This is a genomic window from Rhodococcus sp. PAMC28707 (genome assembly GCF_004795915.1).
Classification (GTDB): Bacteria; Actinomycetota; Actinomycetes; order Mycobacteriales; family Mycobacteriaceae; genus Rhodococcoides.
Genome location: NZ_CP039253.1, coordinates 4,459,309 through 4,483,434 on the forward strand (window position 1 = coordinate 4,459,309; position 24,126 = coordinate 4,483,434).

Sequence of the window (24,126 nt, forward strand, 5' to 3'; positions counted from 1 at the left end):
TTCAGGTCAGCTGGTGATGTCCTTGGTGGCGAACACCCGCCAGGCGATCACGCCGAAGACGGCCGCGTAGGCAAGCGCGGAGAACGATCCGACGAACATGTCGTTCCAGCTGATCGTCGGTTGCAGCGCGTCGGTCCACGAATTTGCGTAGTGCCCGGGCAGGTAGTTGCGAAGCGAACCGAGCGCGGTGATCTGGTCCAGTATCTGCAGCAAGATCGACGTCATCACTGCTCCGCCGACCGCGCCTAGTGGCGCATCGGTCAGAACCGAAAGAAGCATCGCCAGGCCTGCCACCCACAACAGGTTGACTCCGATATACGCCACTGCGATGGCAAGTCGACCGAGTGCGTCGGCGTAGCGCAGTCCGTCACCGAATGGGGTGACGAGTGGTTCTGCGCCGTAGAGCGCGGTGCCCAGAATCAGCGATACGAGAACCAGAACGACTACGGCGGCGATGGACAACGTCGCCGACACCAGAGCTTTCTGCACGAGAAGCCTGGTGCGCGGCACCGGAATGGCGAGCAGATATCGCAGCGATGACCAGGACGCTTCGCTCGCCACGGAGTCGCCGAAGAACAACGAGACGACGACGATGAGCAGAAACCCGACCGACATGAACAGTGCGAACACGGTGAAGTTGACACCGCCGCGGGTCCCGAGCTCTATCAGGCCACCGGTGTCGGAATCGTCCGAGGAACTTCCGACGGCGAAGGCGATCGCCAGGATCACCGGCAACAGTGCAAGGAATCCGATAGCCAACTGTGTGCGGCGCCGACCGAACTGTCGACGCAGCTCGGTGCGGAACGGAAGGGTCTGGCCCGCGTGGTAGCCGGATGCCCGCCCGTCTGTATGCGTCGTACTCATTCGTGTTCTTTCGTCGATACGGTGCCACTGGCTTCAGCGTCGATTTCGGCTAGCTGTGTGAGGTGCTCGGTGTCGCGATGCACCAGATCGAGGAAGACATCTTCGAGCCTCGTGGACTGGGAGAGCCCACGCACTTCGAGGCCGGCGTCGAAGAGTGCCCTGATCACGATCGCCGGATCGACGCTTCCGATGTCCACACGAACGACCGACTCGTCGACGACGGTCGGCGAACACCCGAGACCGCTCAGCACTGCCGATGCCTTCTCCGCGTCGTCGACTCGTACTTCGGTCATTCCGCCCGCTGCAGTCAGCTCCCGGACAGTGCCCGAGCTGATGACCGACCCACGGTTCATCACTACGACGTGCGTACAGGTCTGCTCCACCTCGGCCAGCAGGTGACTCGAGACCAAAACGGTTCGTCCGGTCTTGGCGTAGTTGATCAGCACCTCGCGCATGGTGCGGATCTGTGGTGGATCGAGACCGTTGGTGGGTTCGTCGAGGACCATCAGATCCGGTAGCCCCAGCATTGCCTGGGCAATCGCCAAGCGTTGGCGCATCCCTTGGCTGTACGACTTGACCTTCCGCTCGACCGCAGTGCCGAGATCGGCGATCTCCAACGCTTCTTCGAGGTGTGCGTCTTCGAGGGGACGGCCGGTGGCCTGCCAATAGAGGCGCAGGTTCTCGGTGCCACTGAGGTGGGGAAGAAATCCCGAACCCTCGACGAACGACCCCAGCCTCGACAAGACGGGGGCTCCGGGCGAGACCTTGTGCCCGAAGACCCGGATGTCACCGCTCGTCGGGGTGATCAGACCCATGAGCATCCGCAGTGTGGTTGTCTTGCCTGCGCCGTTCGGGCCGAGTAGGCCGAGCACCTGCCCCTGGCGGACTTCGAAACTGACGTTGTCGACGGCCTTGAATCCATTCGAGTACGTCTTGGCCAAATCGGTGATCACCAGTGGGGTATCGATGAGATCCTCGTCCACCTCGGCGATCAAGCGTCTGCGTGATCGGATGACGTTGACTGCGATCAATGCACCCAGTGCGGCGACGATGACGCCGATGCCGACGATCGGGCCGAGTGGAACGGTACTCGTGCTGCTCGCTACCCCCGCAACTGTCGGCACTCTCAGCGCCGAATCATCCAGTGCAACTACGAACTGCGCGGGCTCGAGCGGAACTGCGTATGCCTGATCGGTAGTGGATACCGACACTTCGACGTGATGTCCCTCGGGGACTACATAACTGATGCCGGGCAGAACGACCGACACCGGAACGGGACCCGAATCGACGGTGTCCGGTAGGCGCACCGGGGCGACCGCACCGCCGGGAAGGGTGCGCTTGCCGTCGGGGCCGACGTCGTACAGCTTGACGAACAGGACGGCCTGCTGTGGTTGCGCGAATGCTCCGATACGTAGGTCGATGCGGGATGCGCCCGTGATGGTCAGCGGTGCGGTCAGGGGATCGCCTGCAAAGGTGGCAGCTTGGCCGGGGAGATCCGCGGACAACTGCGAACCAGCTGATGTGGCGCTCAACGTGGCCAATACCGAGCCGAGGCCCGGAACGGAAGAGATCGCCGATGGGGATGCCCCCGGCGGTCTGATGATGGTTTGCTCGTTCGGGGCTCCCGATTGCTCCGACATGGACGAGGTGGGACCCGAGGGGCGCAGCTCGACGGGTACTTCTGTGGTTGCGCTCGGTGCGCCAGCGGCGTCGGAACCGGAGAGCCCGGGGTATTCCGGCGCGGTCATTCTGCGCCCGCGAGTTCGATTCTGTTCGATGGCAGGGGTCTGCAGTGAGTAGACGAACGGACGCGGCTGAGCTGCAACATCGACGGTTGTATCCGACATCAGTTGTTTACGAAGGAAATCCTTCATCGTGTTCTCGGCGTCGCCGCTTGTTCCACCGTCGTCGTGACCGCCGTTGAACCAGCGAACCTGGACATCACCACCGGCGTCGGAGATCTGCCTCGCCGTGGTGTCGGACTGATCCAGCCCGAACAGGGTGTCCTGCATACCCTGCACCAGGAGCGTCGGTGCCTTGATGTTCGACGCGACGGCCGCGGGGGAGTGCGCCGTCAGTAGCGCCGACAATTCCGGGGAGGGCTCACCGGTCACCGCCGATTGCGCGTAGGCCGAACAGAACTCGGATGCGAACCGTCCGCATCCGGCTGCTGCGCCGGGCTCATTGCCTCCAGGACGCGAGGCTGCTCCAGCTCCGAAGAAGACTCCTGCCCATCCGCGTTTGAGTACTCCCTGTCCGCCGTAGACCGTAGCCGCAGGAGTTTTCAATGCATCCAGTCGAGCGCGGTCGGCCTCGTTCGTGACGCTGTAATTGGGGAACAGTGCTTGCCCCAAATCGTTCCAGGTGATGGCCGACGCGACTGCGTCGATCCGCTTGTCGGTTCCGGCAAGGCTCAACGCCAGTGCGCCGCCGTAGGAGCCGCCGGCCACACCGACGCGGGGATCGCCGGGACCGTCGAGTTGCACTTCGGGTCGACTCGCGAGCCAGTCCACCAGGCCGCGGCCGTCCGCGACCTCCCGATCTGGGTCATTGATCGATATCGAGCCGGTGCTCAGTCCGAAACCCCGGGCGCTGTAGGTCAACACCGTGAACCCGTCGTCGGCGAGGGCTCGTGCTTGTGCGTCCACCGAGAACTTGTCGCCGCCGAATCCATGGGCGAGAAGGACTGCAGGCGCCGGCGTGGTCCGAGGTACATAGAGGCGCGTGTCGAGTGCCACGGTCTCGGCACTGCCCGGACTCTCCGGTAGCGTCACCGTGGTGTCGAGGGTGGTCGGTTCATTTTCTGCGCTGAGGGGGCGGGTGACGAAATAGACCGAGACACCTGCAACCGCTATCACCAAAAGGATCGCAATGGTGGAGGTCTTCGCAGACCGTCTCGGCCGGGGGATGCGCATACAAGCCAATGTAGGTGAGACCGCGAGATCGTGTTGTCGGCGATCTACGCGTGACGACTGACGGTTACCGATAGTGTCATCGCAACGATCTTCGAGGCCCGGCATGTCGAGCCTTGTAGGGATTCATGAAACAGCGGACGAAAGCGTCACGAATTTGTGTGACACAACCTACAACTGGAGGAATGAATGAGTGCCTACCGCACCGTCGTCGTCGGAACCGATGGCTCCGAATCGTCTTTGCGGGCTGTGGAGAAAGCCGCCGCGCTGGCGGGTGACGCCGACGCGACACTCGTGATCGCGTGCGCCTACTACCCGTCGGATCCGAAGGACAACGCCAAGGCAGCCGATGCCCTTCGCGAAGATGCCTACCAGATCACCGGCTCTGCACCCACCCATGACATTCTTCGGACCGCTCGCGAGCACGCGATCAAATTCGGCGCCAAGAAGATCGACGAGCGAGCGATCGTCGGGGCCCCCGTCGAATCGCTACTGGAATTGGTAGGTGATGTCGAAGCAGACCTTCTGGTCGTCGGTAATCGCGGGCTCAACTCTTTGACGGGCCGTCTACTCGGATCTGTTCCGTCCGACGCTGCACGCAAGTCCACGTGCGACGTGCTTATCGTTCACACGGTTCGCTGAGCAGTTTCTCGCTGTTCTACTACCTCGCTTTTCGACTACCTCGATGGCGGTCGACCCAGAATGGGTCGGCCGTCATCGGTCGTTTCCGGCTGTCTCGCGATCGTTTCAGTGGGACGATACGGCGAACGAGGCCAATCCCGACAGTTCGCTCGGCAACGTCTGGGCATGAACGACGCCCAGGCGTTGCGTCGCGCGAGTCAGCGCAACGTACAGGTCGCCCATGCCTCGTGGAGACTCCGCGAGGATGTCTGCAGGTTCGACGATGAGCACCGAATCGAATTCGAGTCCCTTGGCATCTCTTACTGTCGAGACGGTCACGAACTCCGATGTCAGATGTGACAAGTCTGCGAGAAGCCCGTGCGGCGCCAATACGGCGGTGAGACCGGGTCGCGGGTGCTCGGAAACACGCTCGGCGACAACCTCTACGAGATCGGCGCTCGTGACCTGCTGTGCCCACGGCAGATTGCCCGATTCGCGGATCGACCTGGGAACCGACTGAATTGGGTCGATGGCAGTCAACACATCCCGCGCAACGACCATGATCTCCGACGGCGTCCGGTAGTTCACAGTCAACTCCGTGCGCTTCCACCGCTTCGCGACATACGGTTCCAACACCTCGCCCCACGATGTGGTGCCTGCTGGATCTCCGGTTTGGGCGACGTCGCCCACCAACGTCATCCAGCGATTGGGGATGCGACGCATCACCATCCGCCACGCCATGTCGGATAGTTCCTGAGCTTCGTCGACGATGATATGGCCGTAGGTCCAGGTGCGATCGCCCGCAGCTCGCTCAGCTGTGGTCAGTCGCGCACCGGAGTCCTGTCTGGCGGCCAGTTGGCTGGCGTCGATCAAGTCGTAAGCCATCAGGATCTCAGGGTCCAGTTCGTCTTCCAGATCCTGAGGCGCCGACCCTGTCAGAATATCCAACGCACCTTGAGCATCGGCAATCTGACTGCGCCACTGCCGATTTGCCCGTTCGCGTTCGGCTGCATCGTCGATCCCCAGCAACTCGGCCAACTCGTCGAGCAGAGGTGCATCTCCTGCACTGAAACCGCGTCCCACGCGAAGCAGGGAGTTCCGTTCGGCCGGCGACAGGTTCGGGGTAGCGGACTCGATTCTCTCCGGGGATGCGAACAGCTCCAGCAGAACTTGCTGCGGCGACAGGTCCGGCCACAGTGCATCGATTGCTGCCATCACGTCGGCGTCTTCGCGCATTTCGTCTCGCATATCGGCAATGTCATCGCGGCTGAGCAGACTTCCACCGTCGACGAGGTTCTCACCGAGAGTTGCTGCGAGCTGCTGTGCAAGTCCATCGATCACCGAGGAGACGAACAGTGGACGCGCCAAGTTGTGTGGTCGTCGCGAGGACCGTGCGCGTCCGCGTGCCCGCGAGACGATTTTCTTGTCGAGGACGATGTCATAGGTGTCGAAGCGCAAGCGCGTCGGCTGCGCTGGAATCTCTTGGCGATCGCGCACTGCCTTGGTCAGAACAGCGACCATCGATGTCGAGCCCTTGACCTCGGCCGCGGTGATCGAATCCTCTACCGTCGCCCGGGCGCCCGGATACAGATTCCCGATCGTCGACAACAACACACCGGTTTCGCCGAGTGAGGGCAAAACCTGGCCGATGTAGTCGAGGAAGGTGGCATTCGGACCGATGATGAGAACGCCACTCTTCGCCAACTGCTGTCGATAGGTGTAGAGCAGATAGGCGGCACGGTGGAGGGCTACGGCTGTCTTGCCGGTTCCTGGGCCGCCCTGGACGACGAGCACACTGCGGTGCTCCGACCGAATGATCGCGTCCTGTTCGCTCTGGATGGTCTCGACGATGTCGTTCATGTGCCCGGTTCGTGCCGCTTCGAGTGCAGCCAACAGTGCACTCTCACCCGCAACTCCGGTCGCCGTTGCATCACGTCGCGCGTGCTGGGCCGCCTCCAGATCGAGGTACTCGTCGGCGATCGAGGTGACGCGGCGGCTGCGGGTGCGGATGTGTCTGCGGCGAACTACGTTCTCGGGCGCAGCGGGCGTCGCAAGATAGAACGGACGGGCCATCGGTGCGCGCCAGTCGAGCAGAAGTGATTCGTAGTCGTTCGCCTCGTCCAGGATGCCCACCCGACCGATGTAGCGGACACCGTCCTCCTCCGATTGTGGCGCGAGGTCGATGCGGCCGAAGCACAGTCCGTTTTCGGCGGCGTCGTACTTTGCAATGTCGTCGTTGTACATCTGACTGAACGATTCGCGCTCGCTGCGAGCCTGCGGAGTGCCGCCGGTTGCGAGGAGTACTGCACTGAGCCGCGTGCTTGCGTAACGACGGAGCGCATCCAACTGGTTGTAGAGCATCGTGACGTACGACTGCTCACGATCCTGGTCGGACAGGGTGTCTTCTGACTCGTCGGCGATTGTGGGGCCGTCGTCCGGCAAAGGGTCTCCTCGGGAGTTCGGCGGCGAAATTTCGGTGAATCGAAATTCGCCCAAGCAGTCTACGACAAAAAAGAACCCCGCCGCAGAACCGCAGTTCAGGACGGGGCCCTTTTCGATCAGCCTGTCGAATTGGCTACTTGGAGTACTTCTGAACGCGCTTGTCCAGCTCTTTTCTAGCCTGCTCGACCTTCTTCTCGAGTTTGGCCTGAGCCTTCTCGGTCGCCTTGTCGAGCTCCCGGCTCTGCTGTGCTGCGCGCTTGCGGGCGCGCTTGCTGAGTGTTTCGGTCCGATCGGCGGCGACTTCAGCCCACTTGCTGCCGCGGTCCTGCGCTATTTCGGCAAACTCCGATGCCCGCTCAGTGGCAAGATTGGCCCACTTGGTGCCACGATCCTGGGCAAGCTCGGCCAAAACGGCACCGCGCTCGGCTGCCGTATCGGCGAGCTTTGATCCCCGGTCGGCTGTCTTGTCGGCGAGCTTGGAGCCGCGCTTCTGTGCGACCTTTGCGAGCTCGGCGCTACGGTCCGCTGTCTTGTCGGCGAGCTTGGAGCCGCGCTTCTGCGCTACCTTTGCGAGCTCGGAGCCACGGTCTTCAGCCTTGTGCGCCCAGCGTGCGAGAACCGGCTGTGCGGCGTCGGCGAGTTCCGAGCCCTTTTCCGCTGCGACGTCGGCCCACTTGGATACGACGGGCTGTGCGGCGTCGGCGAGTTCCGAGCCCTTTTCCGTAGCGACGTCGGCCCACTTGGATACGACGGGCTGTGCGGCGTCGGCGAAGTGCGAGCCACGCGTCGCAGCGACCGAAGCCAACTCTTTCACTCGGTCGGAAGCGCTACCGAGTCGGTCTGCGGTGTCATGGGAGCCGGGCAGCGCGGACTGAACGGATTCGGACGCCTTACGTGCGGCACGGCGACCCCGCCACGCCAAGGATGGCTTGCCCTCTGTGTCGACCGCAGCGATGAGCAGGCCGCCCAGCAGGCTGACGTTCTTGAAGAACTGAGTGCGCTGCGCAGCTTTGGCAGCGGGATCGGTCTCGTTCCAGAAGGCGTGGCCGACGTATGTCGTCGGAATCAATGTGCCCGCCAGTGCGAGTGAGGCGATCCGCGGTGCCTTACCGGTGGCAAGCAACAGACCGCCGCCGACCTGAATCGCTCCGTTGATCCGGACCAGGGTCTCGGGATCGCTGGGGAGGTTCGAAGTGACGCTGTCCGGCAACGCGTCCTGGCCCTGTTCGATCAGCGGTGTGGCGGCTTGCGCCCTGCCTGTTGGGTTCCGGAGCGCGTCGATGCCCCCCGCGATGAAGATGGTCGACATCAGCGGTCGGGCGATACGGCGGACAAGCATTGACAGCCTCCTGCGTAGTTCGTGCATGAACGAAGATTTTCTACGCGGCGCAGCACAGGAGTATGCCCCCATACCGACCACGTTGTTCCAGCGTAGTCATACCCAGGCTTCGTAGGTTTCAAGCGTGACGGTGTTTCACCATCCGCGTTCTCGCCATTCGCCGAGGTGAGGGCGTTCGGCACCGAGCGTCGTGTCCTTGCCGTGGCCCGGGTAGACGATGGCATCGTCACCGAACCGGTCGAACAGCTTCGTGCTCACGTCGTCTAGAAGTTGGACGAAGTTCTCGGGCCCCGACGTCTTTCCGACACCGCCTGGAAAGAGCGAGTCACCGGTGAAGAGGTGAACGACGCCGTCCTTGGCGTCGGTGTGAGCCAATGCGATCGACCCAGGCGTATGCCCACGCAGATGGATGACATCGAACGTGAGTTCACCCACGTCGATGCTGTCTCCGTCTTTCAACAGGCGGTCCGGTGTCACCGGTAGTGGTTCGGCGTCCAAACTGTGTGCAGCAGTCGGCGAGGCGGTGCCTGCTGCGATGTCTTCCAATGCCTGCCAGTGATCACCGTGTTGGTGCGTAGTGACGATGAGTGAAAGTCTTGGCGCGTTCTCGTCGATCAACTGCGCCAGGCGTGGTGCTTCGTTCGCTGCATCGATCAGCATCGATTCCCCGGTGGTGGAACAAACGATGAGATATGCGTTGTTGTCCATGGGGCCGACGGACATCTTGGTGATCGTCCCGTTCGAGATCGTGCGTCGCGCAGGCGCTGATCCTGGGGAGACTGCGCCGGTGTAGTCGTCGTCGATGGCCATAAGGTGCTCGTCCATCTGGTGGACGCTACCGTCGGCGCGACTGCAAACCCTGTTCGGCCCTCCGAGTCGGAAGAACGTGTCAGAGGGTCGGCCTAGCATTGCTACTGCGTGAGGTTCGCCCTGACGCATGCATCCATGGAGCGACGGTTCGACTGTTCAGGCCGGTGGTACACGAGCCTGACAGCCTGGTCGTTCGACAAGAAGGGAAGACAGTGGCGGATCGCCTGATAGTGCGGGGTGCGCGTGAACACAACCTGCGAGGGGTCGACATCGATCTGCCTCGGGACAGCCTCATCGTCTTCACAGGGCTCTCGGGTTCAGGCAAATCCTCGCTCGCCTTCGACACGATCTTCGCCGAAGGTCAGCGCCGTTATGTCGAGTCGCTGTCCGCGTATGCGCGCCAGTTTCTGGGACAGATGGACAAGCCGGACGTCGACTTCATCGAGGGATTGTCGCCCGCTGTCTCCATCGATCAGAAGTCGACCAACCGGAATCCGCGGTCGACTGTGGGCACCATCACCGAGGTATACGACTATCTCCGTCTGCTCTTCGCTCGTGCTGGAACGGCCCACTGCCCGGTCTGTGGCGAGAGGATCGCCCGGCAGACCCCTCAGCAGATCGTCGATCAGGTGTTGGCGATGGAAGAGGGGATCAAGTTCCAAGTCCTTGCACCGGTCGTTCGTACCCGTAAGGGTGAGTTCGTAGATTTGTTCGATTCCCTCAATACCCAGGGTTATTCGCGTATTCGTGTCGACGGGGTGGTCCACCAACTCAATGATCCTCCGAAGCTGAAAAAGCAGGAGAAGCACGACATCGAGGTCGTGGTCGACCGCCTCACTGTCAAGGCCGGCTCCAAACAGCGTCTGACGGACTCCGTCGAGACCGCACTACGTCTCGCCGACGGCATCGTGGTCCTCGACTTCGTCGACCGTGAAGAGGATGCCCCTGACCGCGAACGTCGATTCTCCGAAAAGCTCGCATGTCCCAACGCGCACCCACTCTCGATCGACGATCTGGAGCCACGGTCCTTCTCGTTCAACTCCCCGTACGGCGCGTGTTCCGAGTGTCTCGGTCTCGGCGTGCGCAAGGAAGTAGACCCCGAGTTGGTCGTTCCTGATCCTGATCTCTCGCTTGCAGGCGGTGCGATCGCCCCGTGGTCGATGGGCCAGACATCGGAGTACTTCGGCCGTCTGCTGTCCGGGCTGGCCGACGCCATGGAATTTGACCTCGACGCGCCGTGGAGCAAACTGCCCGCCAAGGTCAAGCGTGCAGTTCTCGAGGGCAGCGAGCATCAGGTTCACGTCAAGTACAAGAACCGCTACGGTCGCACCCGCTCGTACTATGCGGAGTTCGAAGGCGTCATGCCTTTCTTGCATCGCAGGCTCGAGCAAACTGAGTCCGAACAGATGAAGGAACGCTACGACGGCTACATGCGCGACGTTCCCTGCCCTGCCTGCGGAGGAGACCGGCTGCGTCCGGAGATTCTGTCGGTCACGATCGAAGCGGGCGATTTCGGTGCGAAGTCGATCGCTGATGTCTGCAAACTATCCATCTCCGAAACCGCAGACTTCTTGAACAGCCTCACGCTGGGTTCCAAAGAGGAAGCCATCGCCGGTCAGGTGCTTCGAGAGGTTCAAGCGCGACTAGGCTTCCTTCTCGACGTCGGCCTCGAATATTTGTCACTTTCGCGCCCTGCTGGCTCGCTTTCCGGCGGGGAAGCTCAGCGCATCAGGCTCGCCACACAAATAGGATCCGGACTCGTCGGAGTGCTGTACGTGCTCGACGAGCCGTCGATCGGGTTGCACCAGCGCGACAACCGTCGGCTCATCGACACGCTGACCAGACTCCGCGATCTGGGCAACACTCTGATCGTCGTCGAACACGACGAGGACACAATTCGAACCGCAGACTGGGTGGTCGACATCGGACCGCTCGCCGGTGAACACGGCGGCCGCGTCGTACACAGCGGTTCCTACGAGGATCTACTTACCTCGGAAGAGTCGCTGACAGGCGCATATCTGTCGGGGCGTTTACAGATTCCACTGCCGGATGCGCGACGGGTTGTCGACAAGAAGCGTCAGGTAACCGTCGTGGGTGCTCGGGAGCACAATCTGCGCGGCATCGACGTCAGCTTCCCCCTCGGAGTGCTGACTGCGGTGACCGGAGTGTCAGGTTCGGGTAAGTCGACGCTGGTCAATGACATTTTGGCGACCGTCATGGCCAACAAGCTCAACGGGGCGCGGCAGGTGCCCGGCCGTCACACCCGCATCAACGGCTTGGACCAACTCGACAAGCTGGTTCGCGTCGATCAGTCACCGATCGGGCGTACGCCGAGGTCGAACGCAGCCACGTACACCGGCGTGTTCGACAAGGTTCGCACTCTGTTTGCGTCCACCACCGAGGCGAAGGTTCGCGGCTATCAGCCCGGTAGGTTCTCGTTCAACGTGAAGGGCGGTCGGTGCGAGGCGTGCTCCGGCGATGGAACCTTGAAGATCGAGATGAACTTTCTTCCCGATGTGTACGTACCTTGTGAAGTGTGCGAAGGCGCTCGCTACAACCGTGAGACGCTCGAGGTCCACTACAAGGGGAAGACGATCGCGCAGGTCCTCGATATGCCCATCGAGGAGGCAGCGGACTTCTTCGAGGCCATCACTTCCATCCACCGGTATCTCAAGACGCTCGTCGAGGTCGGCCTCGGATACGTCCGACTCGGCCAGCCCGCCACGACGCTGTCCGGCGGCGAGGCGCAGCGCGTGAAGCTCGCTGCCGAACTTCAGAAGCGGTCGACCGGACGGACCGTCTACATTCTCGACGAACCGACCACCGGCCTGCATTTCGAGGATATTCGGAAGCTGCTCGGTGTGGTCAACGGTCTCGTCGACAAGGGCAACACCGTCATCGTCATCGAGCACAATCTCGACGTCATCAAGGTGTCCGACTGGGTGATCGATATGGGACCAGAAGGCGGGAATGGCGGTGGAATGGTTGTGGCAGAAGGAAATCCAGAGGAAGTAGCTGCAGTTCCAGAGAGCTATACCGGAAAATTCCTGCAGGAGGCGTTGTCCCGTGAACCCGCGCCGGAGCCGAAGAAGGCGCCGGTCAAAAAGCGCCGACCACGAAAGGCCGCTTCGGTCTGACCATCCTCATGGATGTCCAGCCGAAGCGAGCCGAAGGTGGCCGGCGAGTGAAAAAGGCGCAGGAAGCGGATCAGTACACCGGGCCGGTGTACTTCTCTCCGGGGCCTTTGCCTGGCTCGTCGGGATGCGCGGACGCTTCGCGGAATGCTTTCTGCAGCGCCTGAAGCCCTTCGCGGATCGGTCCGGCATGTGGCCCGAGGTACTCGACCGACGCCGTGACGAGCCCAGCGAGCGCGGTGATGACTCGTCGCGCCTCGTCGAGATCGAGATAGGGGCTTTCCGACGGGTCCGGCTCGGACAGGCCGAGCTTCTCGGCTGCGGAGCTCATGAGCATCACGGCGGCGCGGCTGATTACTTCGACAGCGGGAACGTCTGCGAGTTCGCGGACTTCGGGTTCGCGGCTTTCATTGGCAGGTTCGGGAATGCTCGTCATGTTCACGAGGATGGCACGGCGGCACGAGCCACTGACATCAGGTGTACCCGCGGCAATGCCCACACCGCTTGAATGTCCAGTCATACGATCAGATCGCTCGAGCGCGCCATTGATGCTGTCGGCTTGTTCCCACTGGCGTCGATTTCTCGAAACCCTGTCCGGCTGGTACTGTTCCTCATCGACCGTCTTCGGCGTGTCCTTTCTTGCGAAAGCGCACTGTACGGAGGCAGCAAGTGGAGCCCGACTCCCACCGGTACCCAGTGTTTCAAGCTGGTTCCGGTCCGGTCGCCCGCAGTAGCAGAGATGCCACTCGGGCTTCCTCTTCGGAGGAGACGATATTGCGATGTATGCGGTATTTGTCGATCGGTCGACATCGGGCCCTGCACCAGCGTATTGCTGGAGCAGGGTTTTTTCGTTGTAGGAGACAGAGTTCTCCGGCAATGAGTGTCGAAGGACCCGGGCAGGCGGGCTGTGCCAATGGCGGGCGGTCGGCTAGACCCCTCACCGCACTACCTAGGAGGCCCCATCAGCACTGAGACTCGCATCAACGATCGCATTCGTGTTCCCGAGGTTCGTTTAGTCGGACCTGGCGGTGAACAGGTTGGCATCGTGCGTGTTGAAGATGCACTCCGCTTGGCTCTCGAAGCCGATCTCGATCTCGTAGAAGTGGCTCCCGACGCTCGTCCGCCGGTCTGCAAGATCATGGACTACGGGAAGTTCAAGTACGAGGCAGCGCAGAAGGCGCGCGAATCGCGCAAGAACCAGACCCTCACCGTGATCAAGGAGCAGAAGCTTCGCCCGAAGATCGACGCCCACGACTACGAGACCAAGAAGCGCAACGTTGTTCGCTTCCTCGAAGCCGGGTCGAAGGTCAAGGTCACCATCATGTTCCGCGGACGTGAGCAGTCTCGTCCGGAGCTCGGATTCCGTCTGCTGCAGCGGCTGGGTGCAGACGTTGCAGATCTTGGCTTCGTCGAGACCTCTGCCAAGCAGGACGGTCGCAACATGACGATGGTATTGGCCCCACACAAGGGTGCCAAGACTCGCGTCAAGGCACAGGAAAGTGCGGCGGCTCCGCCCGCTCAGCGTGCTCCTGCTCCGGAACCGACTACCTCGGCTTCGGCTGCTCCGGCACCCGCCGCTGCAGAGCCGGCTCCGACAGATGCTCCGGCAGCAGCAACGCCGCCGAGCAACTAGAGACTGCGCTACCGAACCGAGTACGACCCGTAAGACGTCCATGCCGACGCTATCGGCATGGACGTGCCGAGCAAGACCGAAGAGCAACACAGAACTGAGGACTCCATGCCCAAGCAGAAGACTCACAGTGGCGCCAAGAAGCGATTCAAGGTGTCCGGCAGCGGCAAGATCATGCGCCAGAAGGCTGGTCGTCGCCACTTGCTGGAGCACAAGTCCAGCAGGAGAACCCGTCGTCTCGACGGCGTCGCAGTTGTGACCAAGGCCGACGTGCCGCGGATGAAGCGCCTGCTCGGCATCTGATCTGGACTTCATAGTCGACCGTCGTGGTCGGCGCCATCCCATTACCATTCGGGGTTTCTAGAAGCCCCCAGATCGACAGGATTTACCAGTGGCACGCGTAAAACGGGCGGTCAACGCCCAGAAGAAGCGCCGTTCGATTCTCGAGGCATCCAAGGGATACCGCGGACAGCGCTCACGTCTGTACACCAAGGCCAAGGAGCAGCAGCTCCACTCGCTCACCTATGCATACCGTGACCGCAAGGCACGCAAGGGTGACTTCCGTCGGCTGTGGATCACGCGTATCAACGCAGCAGCTCGCGCCAACGACATCACGTACAACCGCTTGATCCAGGGCCTGAGGCTCGGGGGCGTCGAGGTCGACCGCAAGATCCTCGCCGAGCTCGCTGTGTCGGATGCACCGGCTTTCGCCGGCCTGGTGGCCATCGCCAAGGCTGCATTGCCTGCCGACGTCAACGCTCCTGCTGGAGAAGCAGCCTGAGCAAGCTGACGCACGACGATCTAGATCCTGAACGGCCCGTGGACATGCTCACCGAGCGGACTCCACGGGTCGTTTCGGCTGTGAAGCTGTTGCGTGCGTCGGAGCGTCGCAAGTCGGGGCTGTTTCTGGCCGAAGGAACCAACTCGGTGACCGAGGCACTCGGTGCGGGTGTCGTCCGAGAGTTGTTCTATGCGGAGGATTCCGCCGATCGCAACGGCAGCGTTCTCGATGCGGCCCGCAGCGCGGGAATTCGAACACATGCCATCAGCGCGCGAGCGGCAAAGGGTCTTTCCGACACGGTGACACCGCCTGGGATCGTCGCGGTCTGTCGACTCGTGGATGTGGCGCTCGGGGATGCCCTCGGAGTCGATCCGGCGTTGATCGCTGTTCCGGTGGAGGTATCTGAGCCGGGTAACGCGGGCACGGTCATCCGGGTCGCCGACGCTGTCGGTGCCGATGCGGTCGTGCTGCTGGGGGATTCGGTGGATCCGCACAACGGCAAGTGTGTACGAGCGTCGGCGGGGAGTCTTTTTCACTTGCCGATCGCTCGCGAACGTTCGGTCGAACAGGCGCTCGATGCGCTGCGGGCGAGCGGAGTGAAAATTCTTGCCACCGCTGCCGATGGTGAGATCGATCTAGATGATGCCGACGAGCTGCTGAGTGGTCCGACGGCGTGGTTGTTCGGCAACGAAGCACACGGATTGGACGCGGCTGTGGCGGCTTCGGCCGATCATCGCGTCAGGATTCCCATTCATGGTCGTGCCGAGAGCTTGAACCTCGCAACAGCGGCAGCTATCTGCTTGTACTCGAGTGCCCGCGCTCAGCGCAGGTCCCGCAATAATTGACTCGACCTTCTCGCTTAGGATCGGCAGAGTCGTTCGAACGACATCAACCACCATCAAGGAGTTGCACCTCTCGTGGCGAAGAAAGATGGCGACAACGCCCAGCCTGTCGATCCGAGCGTGCTCGAGGAGTCCGCACTCGCTGCTGCAGTCGCTGGTGCGGAGAAGGCATTCGCCGACGTACCTGATCTGGACGAGTTGTCGAAGGTGAAGATCGAGCACATCGGCAACCGCGCGACGCTTGCCCTTGCTCAGCGTGCTCTCGGCTCGATTCCGGGGGATCAGAAGGCTGACGCCGGCAAACGCGTCAAGGTCGCGCGCGATCGTGTGCAGAAGGCGTTCGACGCGCGCCGCGAGGTTCTTCTCGCCGAGCGCGATGCGGCGATTCTCGTCGCCGAGACGATCGATGTGACGTTGCCGTCGAATGTTCGCCCAGTGGGCGCTCGCCACCCCATCACGATCATTTCCGACCAGGTAGCGGACGTTTTCGTTGCGATGGGATGGGAAGTCGAGGAGGGTCCGGAAGTCGAGACCGAGCATTTCAACTTCGACGCTCTCAACTTCCTCCCTGATCATCCTGCGCGCACCATGCAGGACACGTTCCATATCGCACCCGAAGGTTCACGTCAGGTGCTCCGGACTCATACCTCGCCTGTCCAGGTGCGCTCGATGCTGGCGCGCGAGTTGCCGATCTACATTGTCTGCCCTGGTCGGACCTTTCGCACCGACGAGCTCGACTCGACGCACACCCCGGTGTTCCACCAGGTGGAGGGTCTTGCGATCGACAAGGGGCTGACGATGGCTCATCTGCGTGGAACTCTCGACGCGTTCGCGCGGGCACTGTTCGGTGACGAGACGCGCACGCGTATGCGTCCCAATTACTTCCCGTTCACCGAGCCTTCGGCTGAGGTAGATGTGTGGTTCCCGAAGAAGAAGGGTGGAGCCGGCTGGGTGGAATGGGGCGGCTGCGGAATGGTCAATCCCAAAGTTCTCCGTGCCAGCGGAATCGATCCGGAGGTGTACTCGGGATTTGCGTTCGGCATGGGCTTGGAGCGAACTTTGCAGTTCCGCAACGACATTCCCGACATGCGCGACATCGTCGAGGGCGATATTCGTTTCACGTTGCCCTTCGGCGTCGAGGCCTGACGGACGCAACGTTTCTTTACCGACTGCCCGCGAGGCACCACCGTTTTCGACACGCAGAAAGAGCTGAGCAGACGTGCGAGTTCCACAATCCTGGTTGACCGAGGTTCTACAGCGCACGGCGCCGGAGTGGAAAGTGACGCCGGAAGAACTCGACGAGGGATTCGTTCGGGTCGGCTTCGAGGTCGAGGAGCTCGATTCGCTCGATAAGGTCACCGGGCCCCTGGTCGTCGGTAGTATCACGTCGATCACCGAGTTGACGGAGTTCAAGAAGCCGATTCGGTTCTGTTCGGTGGACGTCGGCGCAGACGAACCGCAGGAGATCGTGTGCGGGGCTCGTAACTTCGCCGAGGGTGATCTGATTGTCGCCGCGCTGCCCGGCAGTGTGCTTCCGGGTGGATTCGCCATTGCTGCTCGTGAGACGTACGGCAAGACGTCGAACGGCATGATCTGCTCGACGCTGGAGCTCGGTCTCGGCCGCGATCATGCTGGCATTCTGGTCCTGCCCGATGGGACTGCGACGCCCGGCGACGATGCCAAAGTGGTTCTCGGTCTGGATGATTCGGTCATCGAGCTCAACGTGACGCCGGACCGCGGATACGCGTTCTCGGTGCGTGGTCTCGCGCGCGAGCTTGCGAGTAGCTTCGATCTCGAATTCGCCGATCCGGCCAGTGGCCCGGTGCAGAACAACGAAGGCGAAGCGTGGCCTGCGACGGTCGAGAACGAGTCGAACGTCGCCCGGTTCGCGTTGCGGAAGGTCAGTGGAATCGATCCGGCTGCGGTCACACCGTGGTGGATACAGCGTCGTCTGCTTCTCGCGGGCGTCCGACCGATTTCGGCGGCGGTCGATGTGACGAATTACGTTCTGCACGAGCTGGGGCAGCCTCTGCACGCATTCGACGCTGCAAAGTTGTCGGGTGACATCGTCGTCCGTCGTGCAACGGCCGGGGAGAAGCTCACTACGCTCGACGACGTCGAGCGGACTCTGGACGCAGAGGATGTCGTCATCGCAGACGATTCCGGCGCGATTTCGCTGGCCGGCGTCATGGGTGGGGCATCGACCGAGGTCGGGGCCGACACCGTAGATGTGATTCTCGAAGCTGCCTCGTTCGATCCCTTGGCGGTCTTTCGGACCGGTAGACGTCACAAATTGGTGAGCGAGGCCAGTAAGCGTTTCGAGCGCACGGTGGACTCCGCGCTGCCCGTCGCGGCGCTCGATCGTGCCGCTCAGCTGCTCGTGGACATCGCCGGTGGCCGAATCGAACCACTGCTGACCGATGTCGGATCGGCAGTGGTATTCCCCGCCGTTCGGATGGATATCGACCTACCCGACCGCATCGCCGGGGTGGCGTATCCGAACGGCGTCGCAGCGCGGAGACTCACCCAGGTCGGGTGTGAGGTCGAGGTCGGTGTCAGCGAGTCGGGTCACGGTGAACTCGTCGTGACGCCGCCGACCTGGCGACCGGATCTGCAGCAACCCGCAGACCTCGTCGAGGAAGTTCTGCGACTGGAGGGTCTGGAGAAGATTCCCTCCGTACTGCCCTCAGCACCCGCGGGCCGAGGACTGACCCCCAAACAGAAGCGGAAGCGCGCAGTCGGCAAGTCGCTTGCCTTCGCCGGTTACATCGAGGTATTGCCGACAGTGTTCCTTCCGACCGGGGTCTTCGATACGTGGGGCCTTCCAGCGGATGATGCACGTCGACGAACGACGACGGTGCTCAACCCGTTGGAAGCCGATCGGCCGGAGCTGGCGTCGACCATTCTTCCCGGCTTGCTCGAGATTCTCGCGCGCAACGTCGCTCGTGGTCAGCGTGATGTGTTGCTGTTCGGAATAGCGCAGGTCGTCCTGCCCGGTGACGACACCGTCACGGTGGAGCCCATTGCCGTCGATACTCGTCCCTCGGACTCGGAGATCGCTCACCTTCGTGGGTCGCTGCCGGATCAGCCCGTTCATGTGGGTGCGGTCCTCACCGGCCACAGTGTGCCGGCTGGACCTTGGGGGCCGGGCCGACCGGTGGAGGCGTCGGATGCTTTCGCCGCGGCGAGAACCGTAGCGACTGCGGCGGGTGTCGAGATCGAGCTGAGGGCGGCGCAGAAGTTGCCGTGGCATCCGGGGCGGTGCGCGGAGTTGGTTGTCGAGGGCGTCGTGGTGGGTTATGCGGGGGAGTTGCACCCGGCGGTGCTCGAGCAGGCTCAATTGCCGGCGCGTACGTGTGCTGTCGAGTTGAATCTGGATGCACTCCCGATCGTCGAGTCTTTCCCGGCGCCGGTCGTCTCTCCGTACCCGGCCGTGATGCAGGATGTCGCCGTAGTTGTCGCCGACACGGTTCCAGCTTCCGAGGTGGAGTCGGCGTTGAAGTCCGGCGCGGGTGAATTACTCGAGAGCATTCGGCTTTTCGACGTCTACGAAGGCGAGCAGGTAGGCGAGGGGCTGAAGTCTCTGGCTTTTGCGCTCGTCTTCCGTGGTGCGAACGGAACGTTGACCGAGGCGCAGGCATCGGCGGCTCGCGATGCGGCAGTAGCTGCAGCGGGAGAAGCAGTAGGAGCGCGCTGGCGGAGCTGATACATCCGTTGTCGTTCTTCCGTAGCGTGGGGGCACGGACTCGAGGGGCAGAGGAGGAATCATGGGCACTGGTAGCGCAGAAGATCGATCCGATGTTGAGGTGTTGCTGGAGGTGCTCGCTTCGGTTGGCGGCCGTCCGGCTCTCGCGCCGGTCCATGCCGCTGCATCGGCGTTGCTGGCGGAAATAGATACGGCCGGTAGTGGAGTGGAGCCTGGCAGAGTTCTGCCTGGCGATGTTCCGTCTGGCGATGTTCCGGGGTTTACGCGGCCCCGAATCGACCAGCCGCTCGGTGACCCTCCGTTGGGCATTCTGGATGCAGAAGTTGTCGGTGACAGCGGCGTCGCTCAGTCGATCGGAGGCGTGAACACCGGTTATTCGGCCCATGAGTCGCCGACTGAATACAGCGAAGGGGGTGTTCCCACATGGGACAGTGTTCGGGACAAGGTCGAGCTTCGGACGGGTACGGCGCTGGGCGCCGAGGAACTCGATCACCTCAGCCCGGCTGGTCGTACGCTGGATGAGCAGTGGAACGAACGCCAGGCCTCGGGGCGAAAGAAGCTCGAAGAGATCCGACGGTCGATGAAAGACAGTTGAGCCGATAGTCGCCCCAACTATGAATGAGCTTGCATGATGGTGCATAATCAATCGTATGGTTGATGCTACGAAAGACGGTGAGCGGTCGGCTCCGCTGAAAATCGCAGTCGCGGGAGCAAGCGGATACGCAGGTGGCGAGATACTGCGATTGTTGCTCGGCCACCCGGGCGTGCGATCAGGAGCGCTCGTCATCGGATCGTTGACCGCCGGAGGTAACGCGGGCGCGGCACTGGGTGACTTCCATCCCCATCTACTGCCACTGGCGGATCGCGTGCTGTCGGAAACGACCATCGACGAACTTGCCGGACATGACGTCGTATTTCTGGGACTTCCGCACGGCAAGTCCGCAGAAATCGCCAATCAGCTCCCCGACACCGTAGTCATCATCGATTGCGGTGCCGACTTTCGTCTCACCGACCCATCCGCATGGGAGAAGTACTACAAGACTCCGCACGCGGGAACGTGGCCTTACGGTTTGCCCGAATTGCCCGGCGCACGGGAGAAGCTCATCGGTGCCACGCGCATCGCTGTGCCGGGGTGCTACCCGACGGTGTCGAGTCTTGCGCTCGCTCCGGCCGTCGCTGCCGGCATTATCGAACCGCGCGTCAATGTTGTTGCCGTGACCGGAACTTCGGGGGCCGGACGCGCTCCGAAGGCGGACCTGCTCGGGTCCGAAGTCATGGGCTCTGTACGGGCTTACGCAGTCGCCGGTGCCCATCGGCACACTCCGGAGATTATTCAAAACCTCTCTGCGTTGTCCCCGGTCCCGGTTTCGGTGTCGTTCACTCCCATCCTCGCTCCCATGCCCCGCGGAATTCTCGCCACCTGCACAGCCGTCACGACGGCGACGCAGGACCAGGCGATCGAGGTGTACGAAAAGGCTTATGCAGCTGAGCCGTTCGTCCACGTACTCGGTGGTGGCAGGTTGCCGCAGACAGGTGCTGTGATCGGGTCCAATGCAGTGCAGCTCAGTGTGTCTGTCGATGTCGATGCCGGTTTGCTCGTCGTCATCGGTGTGATCGACAACCTCGCCAAAGGCACCGCAGGCGGCGCAGTGCAATCGATGAATCTTGCCCTTGGAATACCTGAGACCGACGGTCTCTCGACAGTGGGAGTTGCACCGTGACCAGTCTTGCTGATGCACATGCCTTGCCGGGCAAGCTCGTTCGGACACAGGGAGTGACGGCTTCGGCCGGTTTTCGCGGCGCTGGAATCGCTGCAGGCATCAAGGTCAGTGGTAGGACCGACCTTGCATTGGTTTTCAACGAGGGTCCGGATCTGACCGCGGCAGGCGTCTTCACCCGCAACAAGGTCAAAGCTGCACCTGTGCTGTGGTCGCAACAGGTGCTGAGTACCGGAAAGCTCCGTGCGGTCATTCTGAACTCGGGTGGTGCCAACGCCTGCACGGGTGCACCCGGATTTCAGGATGCGCATCGCACCGCGGAGGAAGTTGCCGATGCGCTGAGCAATTGGGGGACAGAGACTGGGGCTGTCGAGGTCGCAGTCTGTTCGACCGGGTTGATCGGTGACAGGTTGCCGATGGACAAGCTGATACCCGGTGTCACCGAGGTGGTCCATGAGCTCGCCGGTGGTATTTCCGGCGGTACCGACGCTGCACATGCCATCATGACGACGGACACCGTGCCCAAGCAAGCTGCGATTCACCATGTCGACAAGTGGAATGTCGGTGGAATGGCAAAGGGCGCAGGGATGCTCGCGCCCTCGCTTGCGACGATGCTGTGCGTCGTCACGACCGATGCCGTTGCCACCGCAGACCAGCTCGACACCGCGCTGCGCAACGCCACCCGGTTGTCCTTCGACCGGCTCGATGTCGACGGCGCGACCTCCACGAACGACACCGTGTTGCTTCTGTCCTCGGGCGCGAGCGGGGTCGCACCGTCCCAGGAAGATCTCGACGCCGCAGTACTTGCTGTTTGTGATGATCTGGCAGATCAGCTGATGGCCGACGCAGAAGGCGTCACCAAGCGGATTCTCGTGAAGGTGTCCGGTGCGGTGTCGGAGGACGACGCACTGATCGGTGCCCGAACCGTCGCGCGTGACAGCCTCGTGAAGACAGCGCTGTTCGGTTCGGACCCGAACTGGGGCCGGGTGCTGGCCGCAATCGGTATTGCGCCGATCGAGCTCGATCCCGACCGACTCTGCGTCTCGTTCAACGGACATCCGGTGTGCATCGATGGTGTCGGAGCTCCCGACGCACGCGAGGTGGATCTGTCGGGAGAAGACATCGAGTTGACCATCGATCTCGGTGTCGGCGAGAAGTCGGTGGTCATCCGCACGACCGATCTCTCCCACGCCTACGTCGAAGAGAACTCGGCGTACTCCTCGTGACCGCGTCGGGTTTGTCGGCTACGCAGAAAGCGCACACGCTTGCGGGTGCGCTGCCGTGGCTGCAGAAGTTTCACGACAAGATCATCGTGGTCAAGTACGGCGGCAATGCCATGATCGACGACGATCTCAAGCGTGCGTTCGCCGCGGACATGGTTTTTCTGCGGACCATCGGCATCCATCCTGTCGTCGTGCACGGCGGCGGACCACAGATAACTGCGATGCTGTCGCGCTTGGGCATGACCGGCGAATTCCGTGGAGGATTCCGCGTCACCACCCCGGAGGTCATGGATGTCGTGCGGATGGTGCTGTTCGGCCAGGTAGGTCGTGAGCTCGTCGGTCTGATCAACAGTCACGGCCCCTACGCCGTGGGAATCTCCGGGGAGGATGCGCATCTTTTCACCGCGTCGAAGCGCTCGGTCATGGTCGACGGCGTCGAGACCGACATCGGCCTCGTCGGTGACGTCACCTCGGTCAACCCGGATGCGGTGCTCGATCTCATCGCCGCGGGTCGGATTCCGGTGGTCTCCACCATCGCACCCGATGCCGACGGCGTCGTGCACAACATCAATGCCGACACTGCTGCGGCGGCGCTTGCGGAAGCAATCGGGGCCGAGAAATTGGTCGTCCTCACCGATGTCGAAGGGCTGTACACCGATTGGCCGGATCGTTCGTCCTTGACTTCGAAGATCGATGTCGACGCATTGTCGGCGCTTCTGCCGTCCCTCGACGCGGGCATGGTGCCCAAGATGGAAGCCTGCCTACGCGCAGTTCTGGGTGGTGTTCCGTCGGCACACGTCATCGACGGCCGAGTGCCGCACTCGGTTCTCGTCGAACTCTTCACGGGCGAAGGAATCGGCACGATGGTCCATCCCGCCCAACAAGCAGAAAAGGTAAACCAGCTATGACCGACCATGTCGCAACCGTCGATCTCCAGGCACGGTGGTCGAACTCGCTGATGAACAATTACGGCGTGCCGCGTGTCGCTCTGGTCCGCGGTCAGGGCGCTGTCGTCACCGACGCCGATGGCAAGGAATACCTCGACCTGCTCGCTGGGATAGCTGTCAACATCCTCGGTCACGCGCATCCCGCCGTCATCGAAGCCGTGACGACGCAGTTGTCGACCCTGGGTCACACGTCGAATCTGTATGCGAGTGAACCGGGAATCGCCCTGGCCGAACAGCTGCTCGCCAATCTCGGCGCGGAAACGTCGGGTCGAGTGTTCCTGTGCAACTCGGGCACGGAGGCCAACGAGGCTGCCTTCAAGATCGCGAGGTTGACCGGTCGTCCGAACATCGTCGCGGCAGAGAAGTCATTCCATGGGCGCACGATGGGCGCCTTGGCGCTGACAGGCCAGCCGGACAAGCGTGCACCGTTCGAACCGATGCCTGCAGGCGTTCAGCATGTGCCGTACGGCGATGTCGCAGCGCTCGAGGCCGCCGTCGATTCCGATACTGCAGCGGTGTTCCTCGAACCCATCATGGGTGAGAGCGGCGTCGTCGTTCCCCCCGAGGGGTATCTCGTCGCAGCTCGCGAGATCACGGCCCGTCACGGCGCACTGTTGGTTCTGGACGAGGTCCAGACCGGCATCGGCCGCACCGGGTGGTTCTATGCGCACCAAGCCGTGGGAATTGTTCCTGACGTCATCACGCTAGCCAAAGGCCTGGGTGGCGGCATGCCGATCGGTGCATGCATCGGGATCGGCGAGGCAGCCACCTTGCTGCACCCGGGAAAGCACGGCACGACGTTCGGCGGCAATCCCGTGTGTGCGGCCGCTGCCCTCGCTGTCCTGCGCACGATCGCACAGGACGATCTGATCTCGCATGCAGATCGGATGGGGAAGCTGCTCATTCATTCGATCGAGGAATTGAATCACCCTCTCGTCGACCGAGTCCGCGGTGCAGGCCTGCTGCTCGGTGTGGTGCTGACCCAACCCGTCGCACCTGCCGTCGAGTCGGCCGCACGTGAAGCCGGATTCCTGATCAACGCGGCGCAGCCCGATGTGTTGCGTCTCGCTCCACCACTCGTACTGACCGAGGACCAAGCTGCATCGTTCGTCGCAGCGCTTCCCGCACTTCTCGATTCGGCACAGGAAACGGAATAG

19 protein-coding genes are annotated in these 24,126 nt (G+C 62.3%); 13 read left to right on the top strand and 6 right to left on the bottom strand.

Annotated features, from left to right (window positions below; all coding sequences use genetic code 11):
• Window positions 1–6: 6 nt before the first annotated feature.
• Both E5720_RS20345 and E5720_RS20350 read right to left on the bottom strand, forming a co-directional pair.
• Window positions 7–864, bottom strand: coding sequence for an ABC transporter permease subunit (locus E5720_RS20345; RefSeq protein ID WP_136172129.1), 858 nt, complete (start codon window positions 862–864; stop codon window positions 7–9).
• A complete protein-coding gene (locus E5720_RS20350; protein WP_136172130.1) occupies window positions 861–3,779 on the bottom strand; it encodes an alpha/beta fold hydrolase in 2,919 nt (972 codons plus the stop codon). Before E5720_RS20350 ends, E5720_RS20345 begins: the two co-directional genes overlap by 4 nt.
• A 186-nt stretch (window positions 3,780–3,965) precedes the next feature.
• Here E5720_RS20350 and E5720_RS20355 point away from each other — a divergent pair, with 186 nt between their 5' ends.
• Complete coding sequence (locus E5720_RS20355) at window positions 3,966–4,418, top strand: universal stress protein (RefSeq protein ID WP_136172131.1); 453 nt, start codon at window positions 3,966–3,968, stop codon at window positions 4,416–4,418.
• A gap of 105 nt (window positions 4,419–4,523) precedes the next feature.
• On the opposite strand, the gene E5720_RS20360 is transcribed toward E5720_RS20355, so the two are convergent.
• The 3 genes from E5720_RS20360 to E5720_RS20370 all read right to left on the bottom strand — a co-directional run bounded on the left by E5720_RS20360 (window position 4,524) and on the right by E5720_RS20370 (window position 9,003).
• On the bottom strand, window positions 4,524–6,758 hold the full coding sequence (locus E5720_RS20360; protein ID WP_210730089.1) for an ATP-binding domain-containing protein: 2,235 nt from the start codon (window positions 6,756–6,758) through the stop codon (window positions 4,524–4,526).
• Between the two features lie 214 nt (window positions 6,759–6,972).
• Window positions 6,973–8,178, bottom strand: coding sequence for a DoxX family protein (locus E5720_RS20365; RefSeq protein WP_136172133.1), 1,206 nt, complete (start codon window positions 8,176–8,178; stop codon window positions 6,973–6,975).
• Window positions 8,179–8,313: 135 nt separating this feature from the next.
• Entirely contained in the window at window positions 8,314–9,003 is a 690-nt protein-coding gene (locus E5720_RS20370; RefSeq protein WP_136172134.1) for an MBL fold metallo-hydrolase, read from the bottom strand.
• Window positions 9,004–9,200: 197 nt separating this feature from the next.
• Here E5720_RS20370 and uvrA point away from each other — a divergent pair, with 197 nt between their 5' ends.
• Window positions 9,201–12,125, top strand: a complete 2,925-nt coding sequence (gene uvrA / locus E5720_RS20375; RefSeq protein ID WP_136172135.1) for an excinuclease ABC subunit UvrA — start codon at window positions 9,201–9,203, stop codon at window positions 12,123–12,125.
• Between the two features lie 70 nt (window positions 12,126–12,195).
• Here uvrA and E5720_RS20380 read toward each other — a convergent pair whose 3' ends face one another.
• On the bottom strand, window positions 12,196–12,558 hold the full coding sequence (locus tag E5720_RS20380) for a DUF1844 domain-containing protein (protein ID WP_136172136.1): 363 nt from the start codon (window positions 12,556–12,558) through the stop codon (window positions 12,196–12,198).
• Window positions 12,559–13,035: 477 nt separating this feature from the next.
• Here E5720_RS20380 and infC point away from each other — a divergent pair, with 477 nt between their 5' ends.
• The 11 genes from infC (at window position 13,036) to E5720_RS20435 (ending at window position 24,126) form a co-directional block, all read left to right on the top strand.
• Window positions 13,036–13,755 (top strand): translation initiation factor IF-3, encoded by a 720-nt coding sequence (gene infC, locus E5720_RS20385; RefSeq protein WP_084346514.1) that lies wholly within the window; start codon window positions 13,036–13,038, stop codon window positions 13,753–13,755.
• 105 nt (window positions 13,756–13,860) lie between these two features.
• Window positions 13,861–14,055 carry a 50S ribosomal protein L35 gene (gene rpmI / locus E5720_RS20390; protein ID WP_084346736.1) on the top strand — a complete coding sequence of 65 codons (195 nt, stop codon included), beginning with the start codon at window positions 13,861–13,863 and terminating at the stop codon, window positions 14,053–14,055.
• Between the two features lie 88 nt (window positions 14,056–14,143).
• The gene (rplT, locus tag E5720_RS20395; RefSeq protein ID WP_084346513.1) at window positions 14,144–14,533 is read left to right on the top strand and encodes a 50S ribosomal protein L20; all 390 of its coding nucleotides are present in this window, start codon (window positions 14,144–14,146) and stop codon (window positions 14,531–14,533) included.
• Between the two features lie 38 nt (window positions 14,534–14,571).
• Window positions 14,572–15,378, top strand: a complete 807-nt coding sequence (locus tag E5720_RS20400) for an RNA methyltransferase (RefSeq protein ID WP_136172137.1) — start codon at window positions 14,572–14,574, stop codon at window positions 15,376–15,378.
• Window positions 15,379–15,450: 72 nt separating this feature from the next.
• Complete coding sequence (gene pheS / locus E5720_RS20405) at window positions 15,451–16,521, top strand: phenylalanine--tRNA ligase subunit alpha (protein WP_136172138.1); 1,071 nt, start codon at window positions 15,451–15,453, stop codon at window positions 16,519–16,521.
• Between the two features lie 73 nt (window positions 16,522–16,594).
• Complete coding sequence (pheT, locus tag E5720_RS20410) at window positions 16,595–19,081, top strand: phenylalanine--tRNA ligase subunit beta (protein WP_136172139.1); 2,487 nt, start codon at window positions 16,595–16,597, stop codon at window positions 19,079–19,081.
• A 61-nt stretch (window positions 19,082–19,142) separates the two neighbouring features.
• Window positions 19,143–19,676 (top strand): hypothetical protein, encoded by a 534-nt coding sequence (locus E5720_RS20415; protein ID WP_136172140.1) that lies wholly within the window; start codon window positions 19,143–19,145, stop codon window positions 19,674–19,676.
• 55 nt (window positions 19,677–19,731) lie between these two features.
• On the top strand, window positions 19,732–20,802 hold the full coding sequence (gene argC, locus E5720_RS20420) for an N-acetyl-gamma-glutamyl-phosphate reductase (protein WP_136172141.1): 1,071 nt from the start codon (window positions 19,732–19,734) through the stop codon (window positions 20,800–20,802).
• Window positions 20,799–22,025: a bifunctional glutamate N-acetyltransferase/amino-acid acetyltransferase ArgJ gene (argJ, locus tag E5720_RS20425; protein WP_136172142.1), complete on the top strand. Its 1,227-nt coding sequence runs from the start codon at window positions 20,799–20,801 to the stop codon at window positions 22,023–22,025. Before argC ends, argJ begins: the two co-directional genes overlap by 4 nt.
• Window positions 22,022–22,930, top strand: a complete 909-nt coding sequence (argB, locus tag E5720_RS20430) for an acetylglutamate kinase (protein ID WP_136172143.1) — start codon at window positions 22,022–22,024, stop codon at window positions 22,928–22,930. The genes argJ and argB overlap by 4 nt, the downstream gene beginning before the upstream one ends.
• The gene (locus tag E5720_RS20435; RefSeq protein WP_136172144.1) at window positions 22,927–24,126 is read left to right on the top strand and encodes an acetylornithine transaminase; all 1,200 of its coding nucleotides are present in this window, start codon (window positions 22,927–22,929) and stop codon (window positions 24,124–24,126) included. The genes argB and E5720_RS20435 overlap by 4 nt, the downstream gene beginning before the upstream one ends.